Source organism: Chromobacterium fluminis (assembly GCF_011602385.1).
GTDB classification, from domain to species: Bacteria; Pseudomonadota; Gammaproteobacteria; order Burkholderiales; family Chromobacteriaceae; genus Chromobacterium; species Chromobacterium fluminis.
Genome location: NZ_JAAOMA010000018.1, coordinates 34,367 through 55,960 on the forward strand (window position 1 = coordinate 34,367; position 21,594 = coordinate 55,960).

The window sequence follows — 21,594 nt, forward strand, 5'->3', positions numbered from 1 at the left end:
CAATTTTCAGGAATTTCTGAAACTTTGATATAAATCATAAATTCGCAACGAAACCAAGTCAATCACAACCATCGTTGAGCCGCCCGCTTGACAGAAACCAAATCCATGCACATCGCATCTTTACAGTCTGAGCCGGTGCGGCTGACGCCGCTGGCGGGCTGCGCTAAAATAGCGCCGACTCTCCAAAAGCCCCGCCTCGCGCGGGGTCGGAACATTAATCAGGGATGCCCTGGCGCCCGCGCGGCCTTGATTCGCGGGCAACGGCCACGGCATCCTGTTGTCCATTGAAAACATAAGAGCCCATAGCCGATGAGCACGCCACAGCACACCCCGATGATGCAGCAATACCTAGCCATCAAACGCGAACACACCGACAAGCTGGTGTTCTACCGCATGGGGGACTTCTACGAACTGTTCTATGAGGACGCGGAGAAGGCGGCGCGCTTGCTCGACATCACCCTGACCACCCGCGGCGCCAGCGGCGGCAACCCGATCAAGATGGCCGGCGTGCCCTATCACGCCGCCGAAGGTTATCTGGCGCGCCTGGTCAAGATGGGCGAATCCGTCGCCATCGCCGAGCAGATCGGCGACCCGGCCTTGTCCAAGGGCCCGGTGGAACGCAAGGTGGTTCGCATCGTCACCCCCGGCACCCTGACCGACGCCGCGCTGCTGGACGACAAACGCGACAACCTGGTGATGGCGGTGAACATGGTCAAGGGCGTGCTGGGCCTGGCCTGGCTATCGCTCGCCAGCGGCGAGTTCAAGGTATTGCAGACCCGGGTGGACGACCTGCACAGCGAGCTGGAGCGCTTAAAGCCCGCCGAACTGGTGATCCCGGACGACACCGGCCTCAATGTGTTCGAAACCGTGGCCACGCCCAAGAAAAAGCTGCCGCCGTGGCAGTTCGACATCGAGTCGGCGCAGATGACGCTGACCCGGCACTTCGGCACCCGCGACCTCGCCGGCTTCGGCGCCGACACCCTGCCGGTGGCGGTGGGCGCCGCCGGCGCGCTGCTGGAATACGTCAAGACCACCCAGAGCGTGAACCCTGCCCACATCGCCAACCTGGCGGTGGAAGACGCCGGCGAGCTGATCCGCATGGACGGCGCCACCCGCCGCAATCTGGAGCTGACCGAAACCATACGCGGCGAACCGTCTCCGACGCTGGCCTCATTGCTGGACGGTTGCGCCACCAGCATGGGCAGCCGTCTGCTGCGCCATTGGCTGCATCACCCCATTCGCAGCCACGGCAAGCTGGCGCGCCGGCTGGAAGCAGTGCGCGCCCTGCTGCCGGCCTACGACGACGCCCACGCCCAGTTGCGCGAAGTGGCGGACATCGAACGCATTACCGCCCGCATCGCGCTGCGCAGCGCCCGTCCGCGCGACCTGGCCGCGCTGCGCGATTCGCTGAAGGCGTTGACCGGCGTCAAACGGCTGGCCGCCGATCTGGACGCAGAACTGCTGGGCGAACTGGCGCGCCTGCTGCCCGACGATTCCCCAGTGGAAACCATGCTCAGCCAGGCCATCCTGCCCGAACCCTCCACCTTCCTGCGCGACGGCGGCGTGATCAATCACGGCCTCAACGCCACGCTGGACGAGTTGCGCGCGATCCAGACCGACTGCGGCGCCTTCCTGCTGGCGCTGGAAGCCCGCGAAAAAGAACGCACCGGCATTCCCACGCTGAAAGTCGAATTCAACCGCGTGCACGGCTTCTACATCGAAGTCACCAAGGCCCAGGGCGACAAGGTGCCGGACGACTACCGCCGCCGCCAGACGCTGAAGAACGCCGAGCGCTACATCACGCCGGAACTGAAGGAATTCGAAGACAAGGCCTTGTCGGCGCAGGACCGCGCGCTGGCGCTGGAAAAGCAGTTGTACGAAGACCTGCTGGACCAGCTGGCGCCTCACATCCCGGACCTGAAGCTGATCGCCCAGGCGGTGGCGGGACTGGACGTGCTGTCCGCCTTCGCCGAGCGCGCCAGCGTCAACAACTACGTGGAGCCGGAATTCGTCGCCGAACCACGGCTGGAAATCATAGAAGGCCGCCACCCGGTGGTGGAGGCGGAGGTGGAGCGCTTCATCGCCAACGACACCCGGCTGTCCGATACCCGCAAGCTGCTGCTGATTACCGGCCCGAACATGGGCGGTAAATCCACCTATATGCGCCAGAACGCGCTGATCACGCTGATGGCGCACGTCGGCAGCTTCGTGCCGGCCCAACGCGCGGTGATCGGGCCGATAGACCGCATCTTCACCCGCATCGGCGCCTCCGACGACCTAGCCGGCGGCCGCTCCACCTTCATGGTGGAAATGACCGAAACCGCCAACATCCTCAACAACGCCTCCGAACACTCGCTGGTGCTGATGGATGAGGTGGGCCGCGGCACCTCCACTTTCGACGGCCTGGCGCTGGCCTGGGCCATCGCCAAGGCGCTGATAGAGAAGAGCCGCGCCTATACGTTGTTCGCCACCCATTATTTTGAGCTGACCAGCCTGGAAAGCGAGTACCCTAGCGTCGCCAACGTTCATCTGTCCGCCGTGGAGCACAAGGACCGCATCGTGTTCCTGCACCATGTGGAGGAAGGCCCGGCCAGCCAGAGCTACGGCCTGGCAGTGGCCCAGTTGGCCGGCGTGCCCGGCAAAGTGATCCGCGAGGCGCGCCGTTATCTGACTGAATTGGAGAACCACTCCGCCAGCCGCGTGCAGCCAGACCTATTTATCAGTTTACCCGCGGCGGCAACTGTGGAACCCGAACCGAATCCGGCAGTCGAACGCCTTCTGGAGGTCGATCTAGACGATCTCTCGCCACGGGAAGCCCAGGCTCTGCTCTACGAATTAAAGAAACTGGCCAAATGACCAGGCCAGACCCGGGGACGTTTCCTATATTACTAGAAGGTAACATCCGAGACAGGAGCAACAACAATGTCGCTTGAAAACACTGCCACCGCCCCGGGCCTGGTCACACTGTTCAGTCAGGTCACGGACGATGGAAGCATTGCCCTTTCCTCCATCCGCGAGCGGGCCAACCTCGAATTGTCCAGCTTCGCCGAACTGGCGAGCCAACAATTGCAACAACTGGACATCAGCATGCCGCCTGCGATCAGCTTGATCAGCACGCCGGCCTGCCAGTTGGACTTGGAAAACAACCACCCGCATGCCGAGGAAATTCGGGTCTGGTTGCAGGGCAATGACAACATCACCCGAAAATTCAAGGAAGTGGAAGTGCTGTACGAGATCGTGCGCGCCGCGGAAAGCATAGGCGAAACCTTCCCGGAAAGCTCAACCTTCCACATCGGCTTAACCAGCGCCGGGCCTATCGCCTACTTCGAGGACAGCCACCGCGCTTAAACGCTGGCACGGCCATGTCGCCCGCGTTCAACACCCAAGACGGGGAAGCGAAAGCTTCCCCGTTTTTCTTGCTTTAATCTTCCCGCGGCAAGACCGCCCGCTCCCGCCGGTAAAAACGCGGATAAGTGTTGATGAAACGCATCTCCTCCGGATAGGGGTAAAAATCCTCGATGTGGCCGGCGCGGACGCGGCGCTGGCGCAGCTGCCAAAACTCGGGACTCAGCAAATCCCGGTGATGGCGCAAAAAGACCTGCCTGACCTCGGCGTCGCCCAACAGAAAAACGCCGAACTCCTCGGGAAACACATCGTTGCGCGCCACCGGGTACCAGACCTCGCCGGACATCTCCATTTCCGGGTTAGGCGCCTCTGGAATTCGCCGGAAATGGCAGTCGCTCAAGTATTCGATCTCGTCGTAATCGTAGAAAATCACCCGCCCGTAACGCGTCACGCCAAAGTTCTTGAACAGCATGTCGCCTGGGAAAATATTGGCCGCCGCCAGCTCCTTGATCGCCAAGCCGTAATCGCGCACCGCCCGGGCCTTCTCCGCCGGTTCGCAGCTCATCAGGTAAAGATTCAACGGCTTCAGCCGCCGCTCAATGTACAGATGCTTGATCACCACTTGCTCCGCGCCTTCCTCCATCATCGACGGCGCCTGCTCACGCAGCTCCCGTAGTAATTCTTCGGTGAAGCGCGCCTTGGGAAACGCCACATTCGAAAACTCCAGCGTATCCGCCAGCCGCCCCACTCGGTCATGGCGCTTCACCAACTGATACTTGGCCTTCACCGTGGCCCGGTCCGCCTCCTTGGGTCCGCCGAACACGTCCTTGATCAGCTTGAACACATAGGGATAGGACGGCAGCGTGAACACCAGCATCACCAAGCCGCGGATGCCGGGCGCGATAACGAAGCTGTCGTTGGAATGTTTCAAATGCTGGATGAAGTCGCGGTAGAAGGTGTTCTTGCCCTGTTTCTGCAGCCCCAGCATGGTGTAGAGCTCGGCCTTGGTCTTGCCCGGCAGCATGCCTCGCAGGAACTGCACATAAGCGGACGGCACCTCCATATCCACCAGGAAGTAAGCACGGCTGAAGGAGAACAGTATGCCGATGCGCCAGGGTTCCAACAGCATAGTGTCCAGGTACAGCCCGCCCAGCTCATCGTGCAACACCGGGACGGCGAACGGATAGTGCGCGCCGCCGTTGATCACCTTGCCGAACACATAAGCGGTCTTGTTGCGGTAGAACGGCGACGACAACACCTGGATCTGACAATTGGCCTCCGGCTGCGGCCAGCGCCCCTCCAGAAAGGACTCCGCCTGCCGCAACAGCAGCGCGACGTCCCGGCGCAGCCGGGTGAACGGCCGCCGCCAGCCAAAGTCCTCGACGATGCGCCTCAAGGCCTGCCGCAGGCCGTCGCGCGCCGGGTAGTAACTACGGTAGGACGGCGGATCGGATTCGATGTACTCGGTGGAGATCGCCGGGCGGATGAAGATGAAGTCGTTGTTGAAGTAATCGCGGTGCAAGATGCGGGTGAACACGGAGTTGAAGAAGGTTTCCGCGCACTCCGGCTGTTTGTGATTGGCCAACAGGCCGATGAAGTAAAGCTTGGCCTGCTGCCAGATCTCGTCGTCCAGCAGATCGGCGTGGAACTCGCCATGCAGCCGCGCCACCGTTTCCGCCACCCGTTCGTCGTAGAACTGGATGCGGTCGCGCACCGCCTTTTGCACCCCTTGCCAGTCCCCGGACTCGAACAAATCCTTGGCGCCGCGATTGCACTCGCGGAACAGGCGATAATGCTTGTCGAAGCCGTCCACCAGCGCCTGCGCGATATCGCGCGCCACCGGGTTGTAGTACTCGGGAATCTGCATGCGCTCGCCCTCTGGGTCGCCAACGGCCGCGCCCTCGCTCAGGGCTTGCGCGGGCCTCCGCGCCGGAAACCGCCGGCGCCGCGCGGCTGCGCGCCGGGCTTGACGATGCGCTGAGCATGCGACACCCGCGGCAAATCCGCAAGATCCACCTCCAGCTCGCGCATCTCCCCCGGCAGCAGGCCGTCCAGCGTCCACGGCCCTATCGCCGCCCGCACCAGGCGCAGCGTCGGCAACCCCACTTTGGCGGTCATGCGCCGCACCTGGCGGTTCTTGCCCTCGCTGATAACGATCTCCAGCCAGCCGTCCGGCACCGTTTTGCGAAAACGCACCGGCGGCGTGCGCTCCCATAGCGCGGGCGCGTCCATGCGCCGCGCCTGCGCCGGCTGGGTAGTGAAATCGCCCAGGTCGACGCCGCGGCGCAATTGCTCCAGCTGTTCCTCGCGGATCAGCCCCTCCACCTGCACCCAATAGGTCTTGGGCAGCTTCCAGCGCGGATTGGCGATGCGGTGTTGCAATTCGCCGTCGCCGGTCAAGAGCAGCAAGCCTTCGCTGTCGGTGTCCAGCCTGCCCGCCGGATACACGTCAGGCAAGGGCACGCAGGACTTGAGCGTCGGATGCTTGGGATGCTCGGAAAACTGGCAGATGACGCCGTAGGGCTTATTGAGCAGAATGAGTCGGGACATGGCATGAAGAACGGCGAGAAAAGAATGAGGCGAATGATACAAGAGCCGGCCGCCGCGCGCCGCAAGTTTGCCGGCGAAGGCGCTCCGCGCGCGGCCTATAATTCGCATTCGAACCGCCGCCGCGCAGTTATCAAGCATAAAAGTTCAAATGCGCAGCGAGCCAAGCGCGCGCGGAGAGGTATAATTCGCTTTTGAAAATTGCCAGAGAGTCTCCGGATCGTGTTCAGGCCGCGTCGTCTGGGCCGCCATCCGCCTTTCCAAGGTCTTTCCATGCGCCGGCAGCGCCCTGCGCAATCGTTCTGTCGTCACAAGATAAAAGGAGATAGAGTAATGCCTTCGGAACAGCCCAAAATCATCTACACACTGACCGACGAAGCGCCGGCGCTGGCAACCAGCGCCTTTCTGCCGGTCGTGCAAGCCTTCGCCGGCTCCGCCGGCATTGAAATCGCCACCGCGGACATTTCGCTGGCCGCGCGCGTCCTGGCCGAATTCCCCGACTATCTGGCCGACGAACAGAAAGTGCCGAACACGCTGGCCGAACTGGGCAAGCTGACCCAGCACCCCGACACCAACATCATCAAGCTGCCCAATATCAGCGCCTCCGTGGCCCAATTGATCGCCTGCGTCAAAGAACTGCAGGCCAAGGGCTACCCGCTGCCGGACTATCCGGAAAACCCGGCCTCCGACGCCGACAAAGCGATCAAGGACCGCTACGCCAAATGCCTGGGTTCCGCGGTGAACCCGGTGCTGCGCGAAGGCAACTCCGACCGCCGCGCGCCGCTGGCGGTGAAGAACTACGCCAAGAAGCATCCGCACTCAATGGGCGAATGGAAGCAATGGTCGCAGACTCACGTCTCCCACATGCACCACGGCGACTTCTACCACGGCGAAAAGTCGATGACGCTGGACAAGGCGCGCGACGTGAAGATGGAACTGACCACCAAGAACGGCCAGACCATCGTGCTCAAACCCAAAGTCGCGCTGCAGGCCGGCGAGATCATCGATTCCATGTTCATGAGCAAGAAGGCGCTGTGCGACTTCTACGAGCGTGAAATGGAAGACTGCCGCGAATCCGGCATCCTGTTCTCCCTGCACGTCAAAGCCACCATGATGAAGGTGTCCCACCCCATCGTGTTCGGCCACTGCGTCAAGATCTACTACAAGGAAGCCTTCGAAAAGCACGGCAAGCTGTTCGAGGAGCTGGGCGTCAACGTCAACAACGGCATGGCCACCCTGTACGAGAAGATCGAAACCCTGCCGGCTTCCAAGCGCGAAGAAATCATCCGCGATCTGCACGCCTGCCAGGAGCACCGTCCGCGCCTGGCCATGGTGGATTCGGCCAAGGGCATCACCAACTTCCACTCGCCCAACGACGTGATCGTGGACGCCTCGATGCCGGCGATGATCCGCACCGGCGGCAAGATGTGGGGCGCCGACGGCAAACCTTACGACGCCAAGGCTGTGATGCCGGAATCCACCTTCGCCCGCATTTACCAGGAGATGATCAACTTCTGCAAATGGCACGGCAATTTTGATCCCAAGACCATGGGCACCGTGCCCAACGTCGGCCTGATGGCGCAGAAGGCCGAGGAGTACGGCTCCCACGACAAGACTTTCGAAATCCAGGAAGCCGGCGTCGCCAACATCGTCGACCTCGCCACCGGCGAAGTGCTGCTGTCGCAGAACGTCGAGCAAGGCGATATCTGGCGCATGTGCCAGGTGAAGGACGCGCCTATCCGCGACTGGGTCAAGCTGGCCGTCACCCGCGCCCGCAACTCCGGCATGCCGGCGGTGTTCTGGCTGGACCCGTACCGCCCGCACGAAAACGAGCTGATCAAGAAGGTGCACGCCTACCTGAAGGATTACGACACCAGCGGCCTGGAAATCCACATCATGTCCCAGGTGCGCGCGATGCGTTACACCCTGGAGCGCGTGGCGCGCGGCTTGGACACCATCTCGGTGACCGGCAACATTCTGCGTGACTACCTGACCGACCTGTTCCCCATCATGGAACTGGGCACCTCGGCCAAGATGCTGTCCATCGTGCCGCTGATGGCCGGCGGCGGCATGTACGAGACTGGCGCGGGCGGCTCCGCGCCCAAGCACGTGCAGCAATTGCTGGAAGAAAACCATCTGCGTTGGGACAGCCTGGGCGAGTTCCTGGCGCTGGCGGTGTCCTTGGAAGAGCTGGGCATCAAGACCGGCAACGGCAAGGCCAAGGTCTTGGCCAAAACGCTGGACCTCGCCACCGGCAAGCTGCTGGACGAGAACAAGTCCCCGTCGCGCCGCACCGGCGAGCTGGACAACCGCGGCAGCCAGTTCTATCTGACCCTGTACTGGGCCCAGGCGCTGGCTGAACAGTCCGACGACAAAGAGCTGCAGGCCCGCTTCGCCCCGCTCGCCCAGAATCTGGCCGACAAGGAGCAGAAGATTCTGGACGAGCTGAAGGCAGTGCAAGGCAAAGCGGCCGACATCGGCGGCTACTACCATCCCGACGCGGCCAAGTGCGGCGCGGTGATGCGCCCGAGCGCCAGCTTCAACGCCGCGCTGGCCGCCGTGCTCGGCTAAGTCCCTCCCTGTCCCGGCGGGAACTTCCCGCCCGACAAAGCGCCAAGACAGATGTCTTGGCGTTTTTTTTGCGCCGTGCCAGCGGCGCCGGCGGCAAGCTTTTCACGATTTTTTCATGGATAATCAAAATACGGGCTTGCCCAGCGGCGTGCCGTCGCGCACACCACCCTCAGGAGAAAAAGCATGAGCGTCACCCATATCAAGGTTCCGGCAGACGGCGAGAAGATTACCCCCGGCCGGCCGGCGCCCGATCATCCGATCATTCCTTTCATCGAAGGCGACGGCATAGGCGTGGACATCACCCCAGTGATGATCAAGGTGATAGACGCCGCGGTGGCCAAAGCCTATGGCGGCCGGAAGAAGATTCATTGGATGGAAGTGTACGCCGGCGAAAAATCTACCCGGCTCTACGGCCCGGATGAATGGCTGCCAAAAGAAACCTTCGACGCGTTGAAAACGTATTCGGTGTCCATCAAAGGCCCGATGACCACCCCGGTGGGCGGCGGCATCCGTTCGCTGAACGTGGCGCTGCGCCAGGAGCTGGACCTGTACCAGTGCGTGCGGCCGGTGCGTTACTTCAAGGGCGTGCCCTCGCCGCTGAAACAGCCGGAGCTGACCGATATGGTGATCTTCCGAGAGAACACCGAAGACATCTACGCCGGCATAGAGTGGCAAGCGGGCAGCGACGCCGCCAAGAAGGTGATCGCCTTCCTGCAGGATGAAATGGGCGTGAAAAAGATCCGCTTTCCAGAATCCTCCGGCATCGGCATCAAGCCGGTGTCCAAGGACGGCACCGAGCGCCTGGTGCGCGCCGCCATCCGCTACGCGATAGACAACGACCGCAAGAGCGTGACCATCGTGCACAAGGGCAACATCATGAAGCACACCGAGGGCGGCTTCCGCGACTGGGCCTATGCCCTGGCCAAGGACGAGTTCGGCGCGACGCCGATCGACGGCGGCCCGTGGTGCGCGTTCAAAAACCCGAAGACCGGCCGCGACATCGTGATCAAGGACACCATCGCCGACGCCTTCTTGCAGCAAATCCTGCTGCGTCCGGCCGAATACGACGTGGTCGCCACGCTGAACCTGAACGGCGACTACATCTCCGACGCCCTGGCCGCGCAGGTGGGCGGCATCGGCATTGCGCCCGGCGCCAACATCTCGGATCAATACGCGGTGTTTGAAGCCACCCACGGCACAGCGCCCAAATACGCGGGCCAGGACAAAGTCAATCCCGGCTCGCTGATCCTGTCCGCGGAGATGATGTTGCGTCACCTAGGCTGGAAGGAGGCCGCCGATCTGGTGATCAAGGCGATGGAAGCCGCCATCGCCGACAAGCAGGTGACCTATGACTTCGCCCGCCTGATGGACGGCGCCGTAGAAGTCAGCTGCTCCGCCTTTGGCGACGCGATGATCGCGCGCATGTAGCCATCGGCCACGGCCATGAGAAAGCCCGCGTCACCGCGGGCTTTTTGATTTGGGGACCCGGCCTCAACGCCGCAGGTAATCGACGAAGGCGTAAGCCAGGCCGTCGGCGCTGACGTGCGCCTCGCGGCTGTCCTCGCGCCAGAGTTCGGCGGACACCTCGGGGAAATGGGCGTCGCCCGAATACTCTCCGGCGATCTCGGTCAGCCGCAGGCAGTCCGCGCTGGCGATCGCCTGGCGGTACAACTCGGCGCCGCCGATCAAACACACTTCCTCCACCTCGCCGGCCAGAGCCAGCGCCTGCTCCAACGAATGCGCGGCTTCCGCGCCGTCGGCGCGCCAGTCCGCTTGGCGCGTCACCACGATGTTGCGGCGGCCCGGTAAGGGCCGGCCGATCGAATCCCAGGTCTTGCGGCCCATGATCACCGGCTTGCCCAGCGTCACCGCCTTGAAGTGCTTGAGATCCTCCGGCAGATGCCAAGGCAAGCGGTTGTCTATGCCTATCACCCGCTTGGCCGCCATCGCCGCCACCAGGGTCAAGCGCGGCTTCCCCGCCGCCGTCATACCGCCACCGTCGCTTTGATGTGCGGGTGCGGGTCATAGCCTTCCAGTTCGAAATCCTCGAACTGGAAGCCGAAGATGTCCTTGACCTGCGGATTGAGTTTCAGCGTCGGCAAGGCGCGCGGCTCGCGCGACAGCTGCAGCGCGGCCTGCTCCAGATGGTTGCTGTACAGATGCGCGTCGCCCAGCGTGTGGACGAAATCGCCCGCCTTCAGCCCGCACACTTGCGCCATCATCATGGTCAGCAAGGCGTAACTGGCGATATTGAAGGGCACGCCCAGAAAGATGTCGGCGGAGCGCTGATAGAGCTGGCAGGACAGCTTGCCGTCGGCCACGTAGAACTGAAACAGGCTGTGGCAGGGCGGCAGCGCCATCTCATCCACCAGCGCCGGGTTCCAGGCCGACACGATCAAGCGGCGCGAATCCGGATTGCTCTTGATCATCGCCACCACATTGGCGATCTGGTCGATGTGGCGGCCGTCCGGCGCCGGCCAGCTGCGCCACTGGTAGCCGTAGACCGGCCCCAGGTCGCCGTTTTCGTCGGCCCACTCATCCCAGATCGATACGCCGTTTTCCTTCAGATAGCGGATATTCGTGTCGCCGGACAGGAACCACAGCAGTTCGTGGATGATGGAACGCAGATGGCATTTCTTGGTGGTGATCAGCGGAAAGCCCTGTTGCAGATCGAAGCGCATCTGGTGGCCGAATACCGAACGGGTGCCGGTGCCGGTGCGGTCGGACTTGTCGTGGCCATGTTCCAGCACATGGCGCATCAGGTCGAGATACTGTCGCATTGTGTTCATTCCATCTTTGATGCCGGCCATTGTACCCGACTTGAAGCCGCCTCGGAAAAGCTGGCCCGGCCTCGCCGCTTCGGCTACCATTCTCTTTAAAATCAAGACAGAAGCATGAAACACCGGACATGGCTGAAGATTCCGACCTCGAACGCACCGAACCCGCCACCGCGAAACGGCTGGGCCTCGCCCGCGAAGACGGCAATATCCCCCGCTCCCGCGAACTGACCACCTTCGCCATCACCATGGCCGGCGTGGCGCTGCTGATGGCTCAGGGCGGCCATATCGCCGCCAATCTGGCGCAGACCATGCGCGCCCTGCTCACCTTCGACCAGACCACGGTGCACAATGTGGAGCCGGCGCTGACTCGCTTCAAGGAAACCATTTTCAGCGCGCTGTGGAGCCTGGCTCCGTTGCTGACCGGCCTGGCGCTGGTGGCACTGTTCGTGCCCATGCTGGTAGGCGGCTGGAACCTCACCTTCAAAGCGATCGAACCCAAATTCAGCAAACTCAACCCGCTGCCCGGCATCAAGCGCATGTTCTCCGTCAACGCCGCCACCGAGGCGCTCAAGGCCATTCTCAAGAGCGTGCTGATCGGCGGCATCGCCACCTGGTTCATCTGGCGCGAGCGCGCCGAGATCATCGGCCTGATTTCCATGCCCCTGCCCACCGGCATCGCCAAGATGACCGATATGATCATCACCACCTTCTTCGTGGTGACTTCGGCGATGATTCTGCTGGTGGCCATCGACGTGCCGTTTCAGTTGTGGAGCTATCACAAGAAACTGCGCATGACCAAGGAAGAGATCAAGCAGGAATACAAGGAAGCCGAAGGCTCGCCCGAGGTCAAAGGCCGCATCCGCCAGATGCAGCGCGAAGCCGCCCGCAAACGCATGATGCAGGAGATCCCCAGCGCCAACGTCATCGTCACCAACCCTACCCACTACGCGGTGGCGATCAAGTACGACGACGGCATGCGCGCGCCGCAAGTGGTGGCCAAGGGCTCGCTCAAGCTAGCGGAAAAAATCATAGACACCGGCAAAGAGCACCACGTCATTGTCATGCGCTCACCCAGCTTCGCCCGCGCGCTGTACTTCCACGCAGAGCTGGGCGACGACATCCCCGCCAAGCTCTACGCCGCCGCCGCCCAAGTGCTAGCCTATGTGTTCCAGCTCAAGAGCTACCAGGACAACGGCGGCCTGGCCCCGGTGTTCCCGGACCAGTTGGACGTGCCCGCCGAACTTGACCCGCAAAGCAAACGCCAGCAAGATGCGACGCCACCATAATGATAAGGTCGACGAACCGATTCGACCGGCTTGAGCCATAAATCCAGCATGGACTCCATACTAGACATACTGAAGCGCTTCAAAGTCACCCAGTTGGCCGGCCCCGTACTCATCATCCTGATTCTGGCGATGATGGTGCTGCCGCTGCCGCCGGTGCTGCTGGACATTTTCTTCACTTTCAACATCGCCGTCTCGGTGATCGTGTTGTTGGTGGGGATCAACGTGCGCAAACCGCTGGACTTTTCCGCCTTCCCCACCGTGCTGTTGGTCACCACCCTGCTGAGGCTGTCGCTGAACGTAGCCTCCAGCCGGGTGATCCTGCTAGAGGGGCACTCCGGGCCGGACGCCGCCGGCAAGGTGATCGAGTCCTTCGCCCACTTCCTGATCGGCGACAACGTCGCCATCGGCATCGTGGTGTTCGTCATCATCACCATCATCAACTTCGTGGTGATCACCAAGGGCGCCGGTCGCATCGCCGAAGTGAGCGCCCGCTTCACGCTGGACGCGATGCCCGGCAAACAGATGGCCATCGACGCCGACCTCAACGCCGGCTTGATCGGCGAGGACGAGGCGCGCACGCGTCGCTCCACCATCGCGGAGGAAGCCAACTTCTTCGGCGCGATGGACGGTGCCTCCAAATTCGTGCGCGGCGACGCCATGGCCGGCATCCTGATCATCGTCATCAATATCGTAGGCGGCCTGATCGTCGGCATGGTCCAGCATGATCTGGACGCCGGCGTCGCCGCCAAGACCTACACTCTGCTGACCATCGGCGACGGTCTGGTGGCGCAAATCCCCGCTCTGATCATCTCCACCGCCGCCGGCATCGTGGTGTCTCGCGTGGGCACCGACAAGGACATGTCCGAGCAATTCCTCGGCCAGATGTTCACCAAGCCGCAAGTGCTGTACATCACCGCCGCGGTGATAGGCATGGTCGGCCTGATTCCCAATATGCCGCACTTCTCCTTCCTGCTGATCGCCGGCAGCCTGGGCCTGCTGGGCCGAGTGATGGAGAAGCGCCAGAAAGCCGAGGCGCTGCAGGCCGAGCAGCAACAACAGGCCGCGCCGCCGCCGGAACACACCACGACGGAAGTCAGCTGGAACGATGTGCAGCATGTGGACCAACTGGGCATGGAAGTGGGCTATCGACTGATTCCGCTGGTGGACCGCAGCCAAGACGGGGAACTGCTGCGCCGCATCCGCGGCATCCGCAAGAAGATCGCTCAGGAGCTGGGCTTCCTGGTGCCGCCCGTCCATATCCGCGACAACCTGGAAATCAAGCCCAACGCCTACCGCATCCTGCTTAAGGGCGTGGAACTGGGCATAGGCGAAGCCTTCATCGGCCAATATCTGGCCATCAATCCGGGCCGGGTCAACGGCGAACTGGCCGGCACCCCCACCACCGATCCGGCCTTCGGCCTGCCCGCGATCTGGATAGACGCCGGCAAGCGCGAAGAGGCGCAGAGCTTGGGCTACACCGTGGTGGACGCCAGCACCGTGGTGGCCACCCATATCTCCAACTTGCTGCAGACCCACGCGGCGGAATTGCTGGGGCGCGAGGAAGTGCAGGCCTTGATCGATCACCAGGCCAAGGAGTCGCCCAAGCTGATCGAAGACTTGGTGCCCAAGGTGGTGCCGGTAGGCACGCTGCAGAAAGTGCTGCAACAGCTGCTGACCGAAGGCATCCATATCCGCGATTTCCGCACCATACTGGAAACACTGGCCGATCACGTGGCCACCACTCAGGACATCGACGAGCTGACCAATATCGTTCGCACCGCCTTGTCCCGCGTCATCGTTCAGCAATTATTCCCCGGCGAGCAAGAATTACCCTTGATGACCCTGGAGCCGACATTGGAAAATGTGCTGATGCAGGCGGTGCAATCCAAGACCGGAGGAGGCCTGGAACCCGGCCTGGCGGAAAATCTGCTGGCCAGCGCCGCCCAGGAAACCGAACAAGTGGAAATTCAAGGGTACAATCCGGTACTCTTGACCGCGCCGGGGCTGCGGCCCTTGCTGGCGCGCTTCCTGCGCCGCGCGCTGCCGCAGCTGCGTGTTATTTCTCATAATGAGATACCGGACAATAAATCAATTCGTATAATTGCTGTAATTGGGGGAAGCAAGGGCTAATCGAACATGGTGGTGAAAAAGTTTTTCGGCAAAACCACGCGTGACGCGCTCAGACAAGTTCGAGAAGAACTGGGCGCGGACGCCCTGATTTTGTCCAACCGCCCCACCATGGGCGGAGGGGTGGAAATCATGGCGGTGGCGGACGCCGACGTCGCCAACCTCGCCACCAACCTGGCCACCTCCTCCAGCAAGCACCCGCCGCGCAACGCGCCGCCGGTGGTCAACCGCGCGCCCTCGCCGCTGCCCACCCCGGGAGGAGCGGCGGTCAACCGCGCCATCGCCCGCACTTACGCGATGCCGGTGGAGCCGCTGGACAGCCCGCCGCCGCCGCGCATCGAGGCGCAGCAACCGCGCCAACGCATCGAACCGGCCTTCGCGCCGGAACCCCAGGCCGCGCCCCGGCCGTCCTATCCGCCGCCGCAGTACGCGCAAGCCTCGCCGCAAGCCGCCGCCGCGCCGCGCGCGCAAGCGCCGGCTCCAAGCGCCCCGCCGCCGCGCCCCGCCGCGCCTCCCGTCGCGAACAACGGCGAGGAGCCGGAGGTGATGGCTCAGGAACTCAAGCAGATCGGCGACGAGATCAAGCTGCTGCGCAGCCTGCTGCAAAGCCAGCTGGCCAGCTTCGCCTGGTCCGATATGGAAGGCAAAGCGCCCAATCGCCTCGAGTTGTTCAAACACCTGCTGGCCATGGGTTTTTCCGCCCACCTGATCCGCCAGCTGATCGAAAAGATGCCGGCCCAGTACGAAGCCGAGGTCGCGGTCAAGTGGGCGCGCTCGGCGCTGATGCACAACCTGAAGTGCGCGGACTCCGACAAGGAAATCATGGACCGCGGCGGCATCTTCGCGCTGGTCGGCCCCACCGGCGTCGGCAAGACCACCACCGTGGCCAAGCTGGCGGCCCGCGCCACCATGCGCTTCGGCGCCCAGCATGTGGCCTTGATCACCACCGACAGCTACCGGATCGGCGCTCAGGATCAATTGCGCATCTACGGCAAGATTCTCGGCATCCCGGTGTTTTCCATCCAGAACGAAGGCGATCTGCAACTGACCTTGGCCGATCTTTCCAACCGCCACATCGTCTTCATCGATACTGTGGGCATGGGCCAGCGCGACGCCCGCGTGCTGGCGCAGATTGAAATGTTCCGCACCGCCGGCCGGCCGATAGAACGCCTGCTGCTGCTGGCCTCCAACGCCGACGGCCAGACGCTGGAAGACGTGGTGCGCCGCTATCGCGGCGACGGCCTCACCGGCTGCGTCTTGTCCAAAATTGACGAATCCGTGGCGATGGGCCCCAGCCTGGACGTGATCATCCGCAACCGGCTGCGTCTGTTCTACATCACCAACGGACAGCGCGTGCCGGAAGACCTGCACGCCGCCCACGCCGGCTTCCTGGTGGACCGCGCGATGCGTTCGCTGCAGCAGCACTCCCCCTTCACCCTTCAGGCCGACGAACTGCCCATCATGAACGCGGCCCAAGCCGGATGGCTGTAAGCGCGATGCAGGATCAAGCCGCCAGCCTCCGCCTGCTCAGCGCCCGATCCGCGCGCGCCCCCAGCTTCGCCTTCATCGGTTCCGCCAGCGCCGGCGCCAGCACTGTGGCCACTGAACTGGCGCTGGGTCTGGCCTACGCCGGCCAGCGGCCGCTGCTGGTGGACTGTACGCTGGGTCAGGTGCAGGCGCGCCGGCTCGGCGTGCCCACCACCGCCACCCTGGAAAGCCAGGTGCTGACCCTGGGCGGGCTGGATGAGATGATGGTGGGCTCGCGCCAAGGCATTCAGTTGATCAATCTCTACGCCCGCCCGGAAGAGCGCGCGCTGTTCTCCGCCCAATTGTGGCTGCGCTTGGGCAGCGAGTTCGCCGCGCTGGAGCGCGACGCCTCGGTGTTATTGGTTGACGCCCCCAGCCCCGCTCACGATCCTGTGCCGGCCAGCGTGGCCGACAATTTGGTATTAGTGCTCACGCCGGCGGCGGAGTCGCTGACAACGGCCTACGCTAATATCAAGAGGTTGTCCGGCAGCTACGGCCGCCAGCGCTTCAATGTGCTGATCAACCGCGCGCGCCATCTGGAGGAAGCACGCGAACTATTCACCCGGCTATCCGCCGCCACCGGCGAATTCTTGTCGGTGTCGCTGCGCTGGGTGGGCTTCGTGCCGATGGACAACGCGGTGCGCCGCAGCCAGACGCTGCGCCGGCCGCTGATGGAGGCGTTTCCGGACAGCGAGGCCGCGATGGCCTTCTCTCAGCTGGCCGCGGTGCTGCCGCAGTGGGACACCCAGGAAACGCCGCGCAGCGGCACCGGATTCATGGATTTGTTGATTGCCGCCTCGCGCGACTGGGCCGAGGCGGATGGAGTCAAACCGCTATGAGCTTGCCGTCCTTACGCCGAACCGGCTACGCCGCCGCCTCGCCTCCCGCCGAGATCGACGTGGAGGCCTACGCGCCGCTGGTCAAGAAGCTGGCCGGCATGATGATCGCCCGCCTGCCGGCCTCGGTCGACATCGACGACCTGATCCAGGTCGGCGTCATCGGCCTGATCGAAGCCGCGCGCCAATTCGACCCGGCCCAGGGCGTGATGTTCGAAACCTTCGCCAGCCAGCGGGTGCGCGGCGCCATGCTGGACGAACTGCGCCGCGAAGACTGGATGCCGCGCCAGGCGCGCCGCCACTCGCGCCAGATCGAGGATGCCGTCCGCCAGCTGGAACACCAACTGGGCCGCTCGCCGCTGGAATCGGAAATCGCCGCGCAAATGGGACTGGAGCTGGAACAGTACCAGGACATGCTGGGCGATTGCCGCGGCATGACCTTGCTGCATTTCGAAGACTTTTCCAACGACGACGGCGACGCGCTGCCCGACGCGGTGGCCAATGTCGCCGACGACGACTCGCCGGACCCGTTCGCCGCGCTGGCCGACGGCGGCTTCCGCCAGGCGCTGATAGACGGCATCAAGCTGCTGCCGGAGCGCGACCAGTTGGTGATGTCCCTGTATTACGAGCAGGAATTGAACTTGAAGGAAATCGGCGCGGTGCTCGGCGTCTCCGAATCGCGAGTCAGCCAACTGCACAGCCAGGCCATCGCCCGGCTGCGCGCGCGCATCAAGGACTGGCTCTGACCCTCCGCGCCCTGACGCGGCATAACATTAAAAACCGGAACTTCGCGTGGATAAGATAAGCATTGTAGCCATTCTGATGGGCCTGACCGCCATTATCGCGGGGCAGGCGCTGGAGGGCGGCAACATCGGCTCCCTGATGCAGCTGACCGCCTTCATGATCGTCATTGGCGGCACCGTCAGCGCGGTGATGCTGCAAAGCACGCCCAAGCAATTCGCCGCCGGCGTGCGCATGCTCAAATGGATTTTCCAGCCGCCGGTGCTGGATCACGACAAGATGATCCGCGAAGTCATTAACTGGAGCCAGACCGCGCGCAAGGGCGGCCTGCTGGCGCTGGAAGGCTACATCAATCTGCAAAAAGACCCCTTCATCAAGAAAGCGCTGCAAATGCTGGTGGACGGCGCGGAGCCTGACACCTTGCGCTCGGTGATGGACGTGGAGATCTCCATGTTCGAACACGCGCGCAAACAAGCGGCGCGCATCTGGGAATCCGCCGGCGGCTACGCGCCGACCATGGGCATTCTGGGCGCGGTGCTGGGCCTGATCCACGTGATGGAAAACCTGTCCGACCCGTCCAAACTGGGCGCAGGCATCGCCGTTGCCTTCGTCGCCACCGTCTACGGCGTCGGCTCCGCCAACTTGCTGTTCCTGCCCATCGCCAACAAGCTCAAGCACCTGATCGCCTCGGAAGTCGCCTTGAAAGAGCTGGTGGTGGAAGGCCTGGTCTCCATCGCCAACGGCGAAAACCCGCGCATCATCGAAAGCCGTCTCAAGGGCTTCCTGGCGATGCACGAGTAAAAAGCGCGCGCCCGGCGCGCGCTTTCCCGCCGGCGGCCTAAGAACCTGTTTACGATCTCGCGAGCAAGGGCGAGACAAGGCGAAAACGGCTGAAAAAGCGGAGTGTACACACGGTACATGAGCATTTTGAATGCCGCTTTCAACGCCGTATCGCCGACGCGTAGCGGATCGTAAACAGGTTCTAAGCAGCCGCCTTCCTCCTCTCCGCCCCCTCCCCATCGTCGTTTTTTGAAAGACAGGCCCCGCCTTTTTCGCTGCAATGGTCGGCGCGGCCAGACCCCCTGGCCCGAAACCAAAGCAGCGCCCGCGCACCGGCCCAGCGCCACAGCGAGGGAAAGCCCCTCTCCACCCCCTATTCCGCCTGGAACAGCAGATGAAAATATCGAGCCCGATATCCATCAAAACAATCTACGAACAATTGCTTCAACAGCCGGCGGCCAAGCAGGGCAAAGCCCAAGACCTGAGATTCGGCCTGAGCAAAAGCGGCGCCCTGGTGGTGTACAACAGCCGGCTGCACAGCCTGCTCCACCCGGACCAGACCAAACGCGCCAAGGCCTTCGTCCGGCAGCTCTGCCAGGACCCAAACGCGCAAGCCAATCTTTACCACGCCAAAAAGGCCTTGATCAGCCAAAGCCGCGTGGTGCACGACCACGCCAAATACGGCGATCCCACGGCGAACTTCAGGCAGGACGCCAGGCAGAACAAAATCGTCACCACCTCCTCGCCGCAAGAAAAGCTCTTGTTCGAGCGGGATAAATCGCAAGTGCTGTCCGGCAGCGCGGCTCCACTGATCGGCAAGGGAGTGCTTTCCGTCGAAGGAGGCTCCCAGACAGCCGCCCCAGCCGGCGTCGTCGACTGCATCCGCTACGACAGCGATGGAGAGCGAAAAGGCAAGGACGCCATCTCCGCCGACTTCATCAAGTTCTACCACGGCGGCCAGACCAAGGCGGAGGAACTGATCCCCGGCACCCCAATCGGCAACCATTACAATAAATTCCAGTTTGGCGACGCGCTGCGGCTGATTGAAATCGGCAACGGCCTACAGGGCACGGTGGGCATGAAGTTCGACACCGGCAAGATGCAGGACGGCGATTGCTGCTTGTTCAGCGCCGGCGCGCTCTCCGGCTGCACCATGGTCTACGCGCTGAAGGAGGGAATGCTCTACGCCTACCACGCCGGAACCGTGAAAAACGGCGACGATCAATGGGAGACGGCAACCGATGGGGCACGCTCCATTGTCGACGCCCATAGACGGCTATGCGGCGACCAAGCTCCGCCAGACCATCCGGTCGGCAATAACCGCGAACTGGCCGCCTTTCTTCACGAACATTTCGAGCACGCGATGATGGTGTACAGCGGCAAAGGCGAAAACCTGGACCTAGGCAAACATAGCCGCCTTGGCCATTTTGACTACAGCAAAACCTCGCCGCAGGAGCTGGCCAGCGTCGGCAACGCGCTGGCGCTGCTCAAGAAAACGGGAGACCGTCTGAGCATCGAGTTTCTGGGCGACAGCATGCGGATCAATCACAACTGCGGCGTTCATTCACAGGACGCCGAAATTTACGCGGTCGACATGAGTCAGCTTTGAGCCCACGCCCAATCAGCGACAAGCCGCCGCTACTGGAAAAACTGCTGTAGGTAATCGACGAAAGCCCGGACCTTGCCCGGCACATGCCGCCGCGCCGGGTACACCGCCGACAAATCCAGGCAGTGCCAGTCGTAATCGCTGAGCAACGGGACCAGCGTGCCGTCCGCCAGGCCCTGCTCCACCAGAAAGCGCGGCTGCAGGATCACCCCCATGCCGTGGACGGCGGCGTCCGTCAGGATGTCGCCGTTGTTGGCTCGCAGCATGCCCTTGACCTTGACCCGGCCGCTGCTGCCGTCCGGCGCGGTGAAGTCCCATAGATTGGGCTGCGCGGTCAGCGCGTACAACAGACACTGATGCCCGGTCAGATCCGCCGGCGTAGCCGGCGTGCCGCAGCGTTGCAGATAGCTGGGCGCGGCGACGACCAGATCTTTTATCCGCGCCAGCCGGCGCGCCACCAAGGAGGAGTCCGACAGATTCGACACCCTCAGACCCAGGTCGAAGCCTTCTTCCACCAAGTCCACCCGTCTGTCGTTCAAGTTGAGCTCCACTTCGATCTGTGGATACTGCTGGTGAAAACCGGCCACCGCGCGCCCTAGGTAACGCATGCCGAAGGAAACCGGCGCCGACACCCGCAAGCGCCCCACCGGACTGCTGGCGCCCTGCGATAAACGGGCGTCCAGATCGTCAAGCTCGGCCAACAGGCCGCCGGCTTGCCCCAGATAGGTCTCTCCCGCCTCGGTCAGCGACAAACGTCGCGTGGTGCGATGCATGAGCCGCACGCCCAAACGCCCTTCCAGACTGGACACCAGCTTGGTCACCATCGCCCGCGACAGCTCCAGCCGCTCGGCGGCGGCGACGAAACTGCCCAACTCCGCCACGCAAACGAAGGCGCGGATTTCCGAAAAGCGGTCCATGATCATTTCCTATTGGTAAACAATATTTTTATTAATAGCGGATTTATTGAGTTTTCTCTACATGGTCAAATGCACTCCATCGCAAACTTGATTGGAACCCACCATGAACCGCTTCCAAAACCCCGCCCTCGGCACCCTGATCCTGCGCCTGTCGCTGGGTCTGATGTATCTGTCCCACGGTCTGCTCAAACTGTTGGTGTTCACCCCGGCCGGCACCGCCGGCTACTTCGCCAGCCTGGGCCTGCCCGGCTTCGTCGGCTACCTGGCCATCCTGGCCGAAGTCGGCGGCGGCCTGCTGCTGCTGTCCGGCTTCTTCGCCCGCTGGGTGGCCCTGGCGCTGACCCCGCTGTTACTCGGCACCATCGTGCTGGTGCACGGCGCCCACGGCTGGATGTTCGCCAACGAAGGCGGCGGCTGGGAATACCCGGCTTTCCTGATCGCCGGCTCGCTGGCCCTGTTCTTTCTAGGCGACAACAAGCGCCAGGCCTGAAACGACGGCGCCTGACGCGTGTCCAAGACGGCGGCCCTCCA

At 62.9% G+C, this 21,594-nt stretch carries 17 protein-coding genes; 12 read left to right on the forward strand and 5 right to left on the reverse strand.

The features are described 5' to 3' along the window. Window positions 1-309 precede the first annotated feature (309 nt). A complete protein-coding gene (gene mutS, locus HA052_RS13880) occupies window positions 310-2,856 on the forward strand; it encodes a DNA mismatch repair protein MutS (protein ID WP_166452353.1) in 2,547 nt (848 codons plus the stop codon). A 66-nt stretch (window positions 2,857-2,922) separates the two neighbouring features. Then, complete coding sequence (locus tag HA052_RS13885) at window positions 2,923-3,348, forward strand: hypothetical protein (protein ID WP_081545382.1); 426 nt, start codon at window positions 2,923-2,925, stop codon at window positions 3,346-3,348. 73 nt (window positions 3,349-3,421) lie between these two features. Here the strand turns inward: HA052_RS13885 and aceK are convergent, their stop codons facing one another. Further along, the gene (gene aceK, locus HA052_RS13890; RefSeq protein ID WP_166452354.1) at window positions 3,422-5,212 is read right to left on the reverse strand and encodes a bifunctional isocitrate dehydrogenase kinase/phosphatase; all 1,791 of its coding nucleotides are present in this window, start codon (window positions 5,210-5,212) and stop codon (window positions 3,422-3,424) included. Window positions 5,213-5,250: 38 nt separating this feature from the next. After that, window positions 5,251-5,895 carry a pseudouridine synthase gene (locus HA052_RS13895; protein ID WP_166452355.1) on the reverse strand — a complete coding sequence of 215 codons (645 nt, stop codon included), beginning with the start codon at window positions 5,893-5,895 and terminating at the stop codon, window positions 5,251-5,253. A gap of 330 nt (window positions 5,896-6,225) precedes the next feature. Here HA052_RS13895 and HA052_RS13900 point away from each other — a divergent pair, with 330 nt between their 5' ends. Both HA052_RS13900 and icd read left to right on the forward strand, forming a co-directional pair. Beyond that, the gene (locus HA052_RS13900; protein ID WP_081545385.1) at window positions 6,226-8,463 is read left to right on the forward strand and encodes an NADP-dependent isocitrate dehydrogenase; all 2,238 of its coding nucleotides are present in this window, start codon (window positions 6,226-6,228) and stop codon (window positions 8,461-8,463) included. A gap of 183 nt (window positions 8,464-8,646) precedes the next feature. Continuing rightward, complete coding sequence (icd, locus tag HA052_RS13905) at window positions 8,647-9,891, forward strand: NADP-dependent isocitrate dehydrogenase (protein WP_166452356.1); 1,245 nt, start codon at window positions 8,647-8,649, stop codon at window positions 9,889-9,891. Between the two features lie 63 nt (window positions 9,892-9,954). Here icd and HA052_RS13910 read toward each other — a convergent pair whose 3' ends face one another. Both HA052_RS13910 and HA052_RS13915 read right to left on the reverse strand, forming a co-directional pair. Continuing rightward, window positions 9,955-10,452, reverse strand: a complete 498-nt coding sequence (locus tag HA052_RS13910) for a dihydrofolate reductase (protein ID WP_166452357.1) — start codon at window positions 10,450-10,452, stop codon at window positions 9,955-9,957. Further along, window positions 10,449-11,243, reverse strand: coding sequence for a thymidylate synthase (locus HA052_RS13915; RefSeq protein WP_081545388.1), 795 nt, complete (start codon window positions 11,241-11,243; stop codon window positions 10,449-10,451). Before HA052_RS13915 ends, HA052_RS13910 begins: the two co-directional genes overlap by 4 nt. 128 nt (window positions 11,244-11,371) lie before the next feature. On the opposite strand from HA052_RS13915, the gene flhB reads away from it, so the two are divergent. The 7 genes from flhB (at window position 11,372) to HA052_RS13950 (ending at window position 20,149) form a co-directional block, all read left to right on the forward strand. Beyond that, window positions 11,372-12,529 carry a flagellar biosynthesis protein FlhB gene (flhB, locus tag HA052_RS13920; RefSeq protein ID WP_081545389.1) on the forward strand — a complete coding sequence of 386 codons (1,158 nt, stop codon included), beginning with the start codon at window positions 11,372-11,374 and terminating at the stop codon, window positions 12,527-12,529. Between the two features lie 48 nt (window positions 12,530-12,577). Next, on the forward strand, window positions 12,578-14,659 hold the full coding sequence (flhA, locus tag HA052_RS13925; protein ID WP_081545390.1) for a flagellar biosynthesis protein FlhA: 2,082 nt from the start codon (window positions 12,578-12,580) through the stop codon (window positions 14,657-14,659). A 6-nt stretch (window positions 14,660-14,665) separates the two neighbouring features. Next, a complete protein-coding gene (gene flhF / locus HA052_RS13930) occupies window positions 14,666-16,147 on the forward strand; it encodes a flagellar biosynthesis GTPase FlhF (protein ID WP_166452358.1) in 1,482 nt (493 codons plus the stop codon). Then, complete coding sequence (locus HA052_RS13935) at window positions 16,138-17,022, forward strand: MinD/ParA family ATP-binding protein (RefSeq protein ID WP_240937367.1); 885 nt, start codon at window positions 16,138-16,140, stop codon at window positions 17,020-17,022. Before flhF ends, HA052_RS13935 begins: the two co-directional genes overlap by 10 nt. Then, complete coding sequence (locus HA052_RS13940) at window positions 17,019-17,765, forward strand: RNA polymerase sigma factor FliA (RefSeq protein WP_081545393.1); 747 nt, start codon at window positions 17,019-17,021, stop codon at window positions 17,763-17,765. The genes HA052_RS13935 and HA052_RS13940 overlap by 4 nt, the downstream gene beginning before the upstream one ends. A 46-nt stretch (window positions 17,766-17,811) precedes the next feature. Continuing rightward, window positions 17,812-18,561 (forward strand): flagellar motor protein, encoded by a 750-nt coding sequence (locus HA052_RS13945; RefSeq protein WP_081545394.1) that lies wholly within the window; start codon window positions 17,812-17,814, stop codon window positions 18,559-18,561. A 373-nt stretch (window positions 18,562-18,934) separates the two neighbouring features. Further along, window positions 18,935-20,149 carry a cytotoxic necrotizing factor Rho-activating domain-containing protein gene (locus HA052_RS13950; RefSeq protein WP_166452359.1) on the forward strand — a complete coding sequence of 405 codons (1,215 nt, stop codon included), beginning with the start codon at window positions 18,935-18,937 and terminating at the stop codon, window positions 20,147-20,149. A gap of 29 nt (window positions 20,150-20,178) precedes the next feature. On the opposite strand, the gene HA052_RS13955 is transcribed toward HA052_RS13950, so the two are convergent. After that, complete coding sequence (locus tag HA052_RS13955) at window positions 20,179-21,063, reverse strand: LysR family transcriptional regulator (RefSeq protein ID WP_166452360.1); 885 nt, start codon at window positions 21,061-21,063, stop codon at window positions 20,179-20,181. A 103-nt stretch (window positions 21,064-21,166) separates the two neighbouring features. Between HA052_RS13955 and HA052_RS13960 the strand changes: the two genes are divergently transcribed. After that, window positions 21,167-21,553 (forward strand): DoxX family protein, encoded by a 387-nt coding sequence (locus HA052_RS13960; protein WP_019103721.1) that lies wholly within the window; start codon window positions 21,167-21,169, stop codon window positions 21,551-21,553. The last annotated feature ends 41 nt before the right edge of the window (window positions 21,554-21,594 follow it).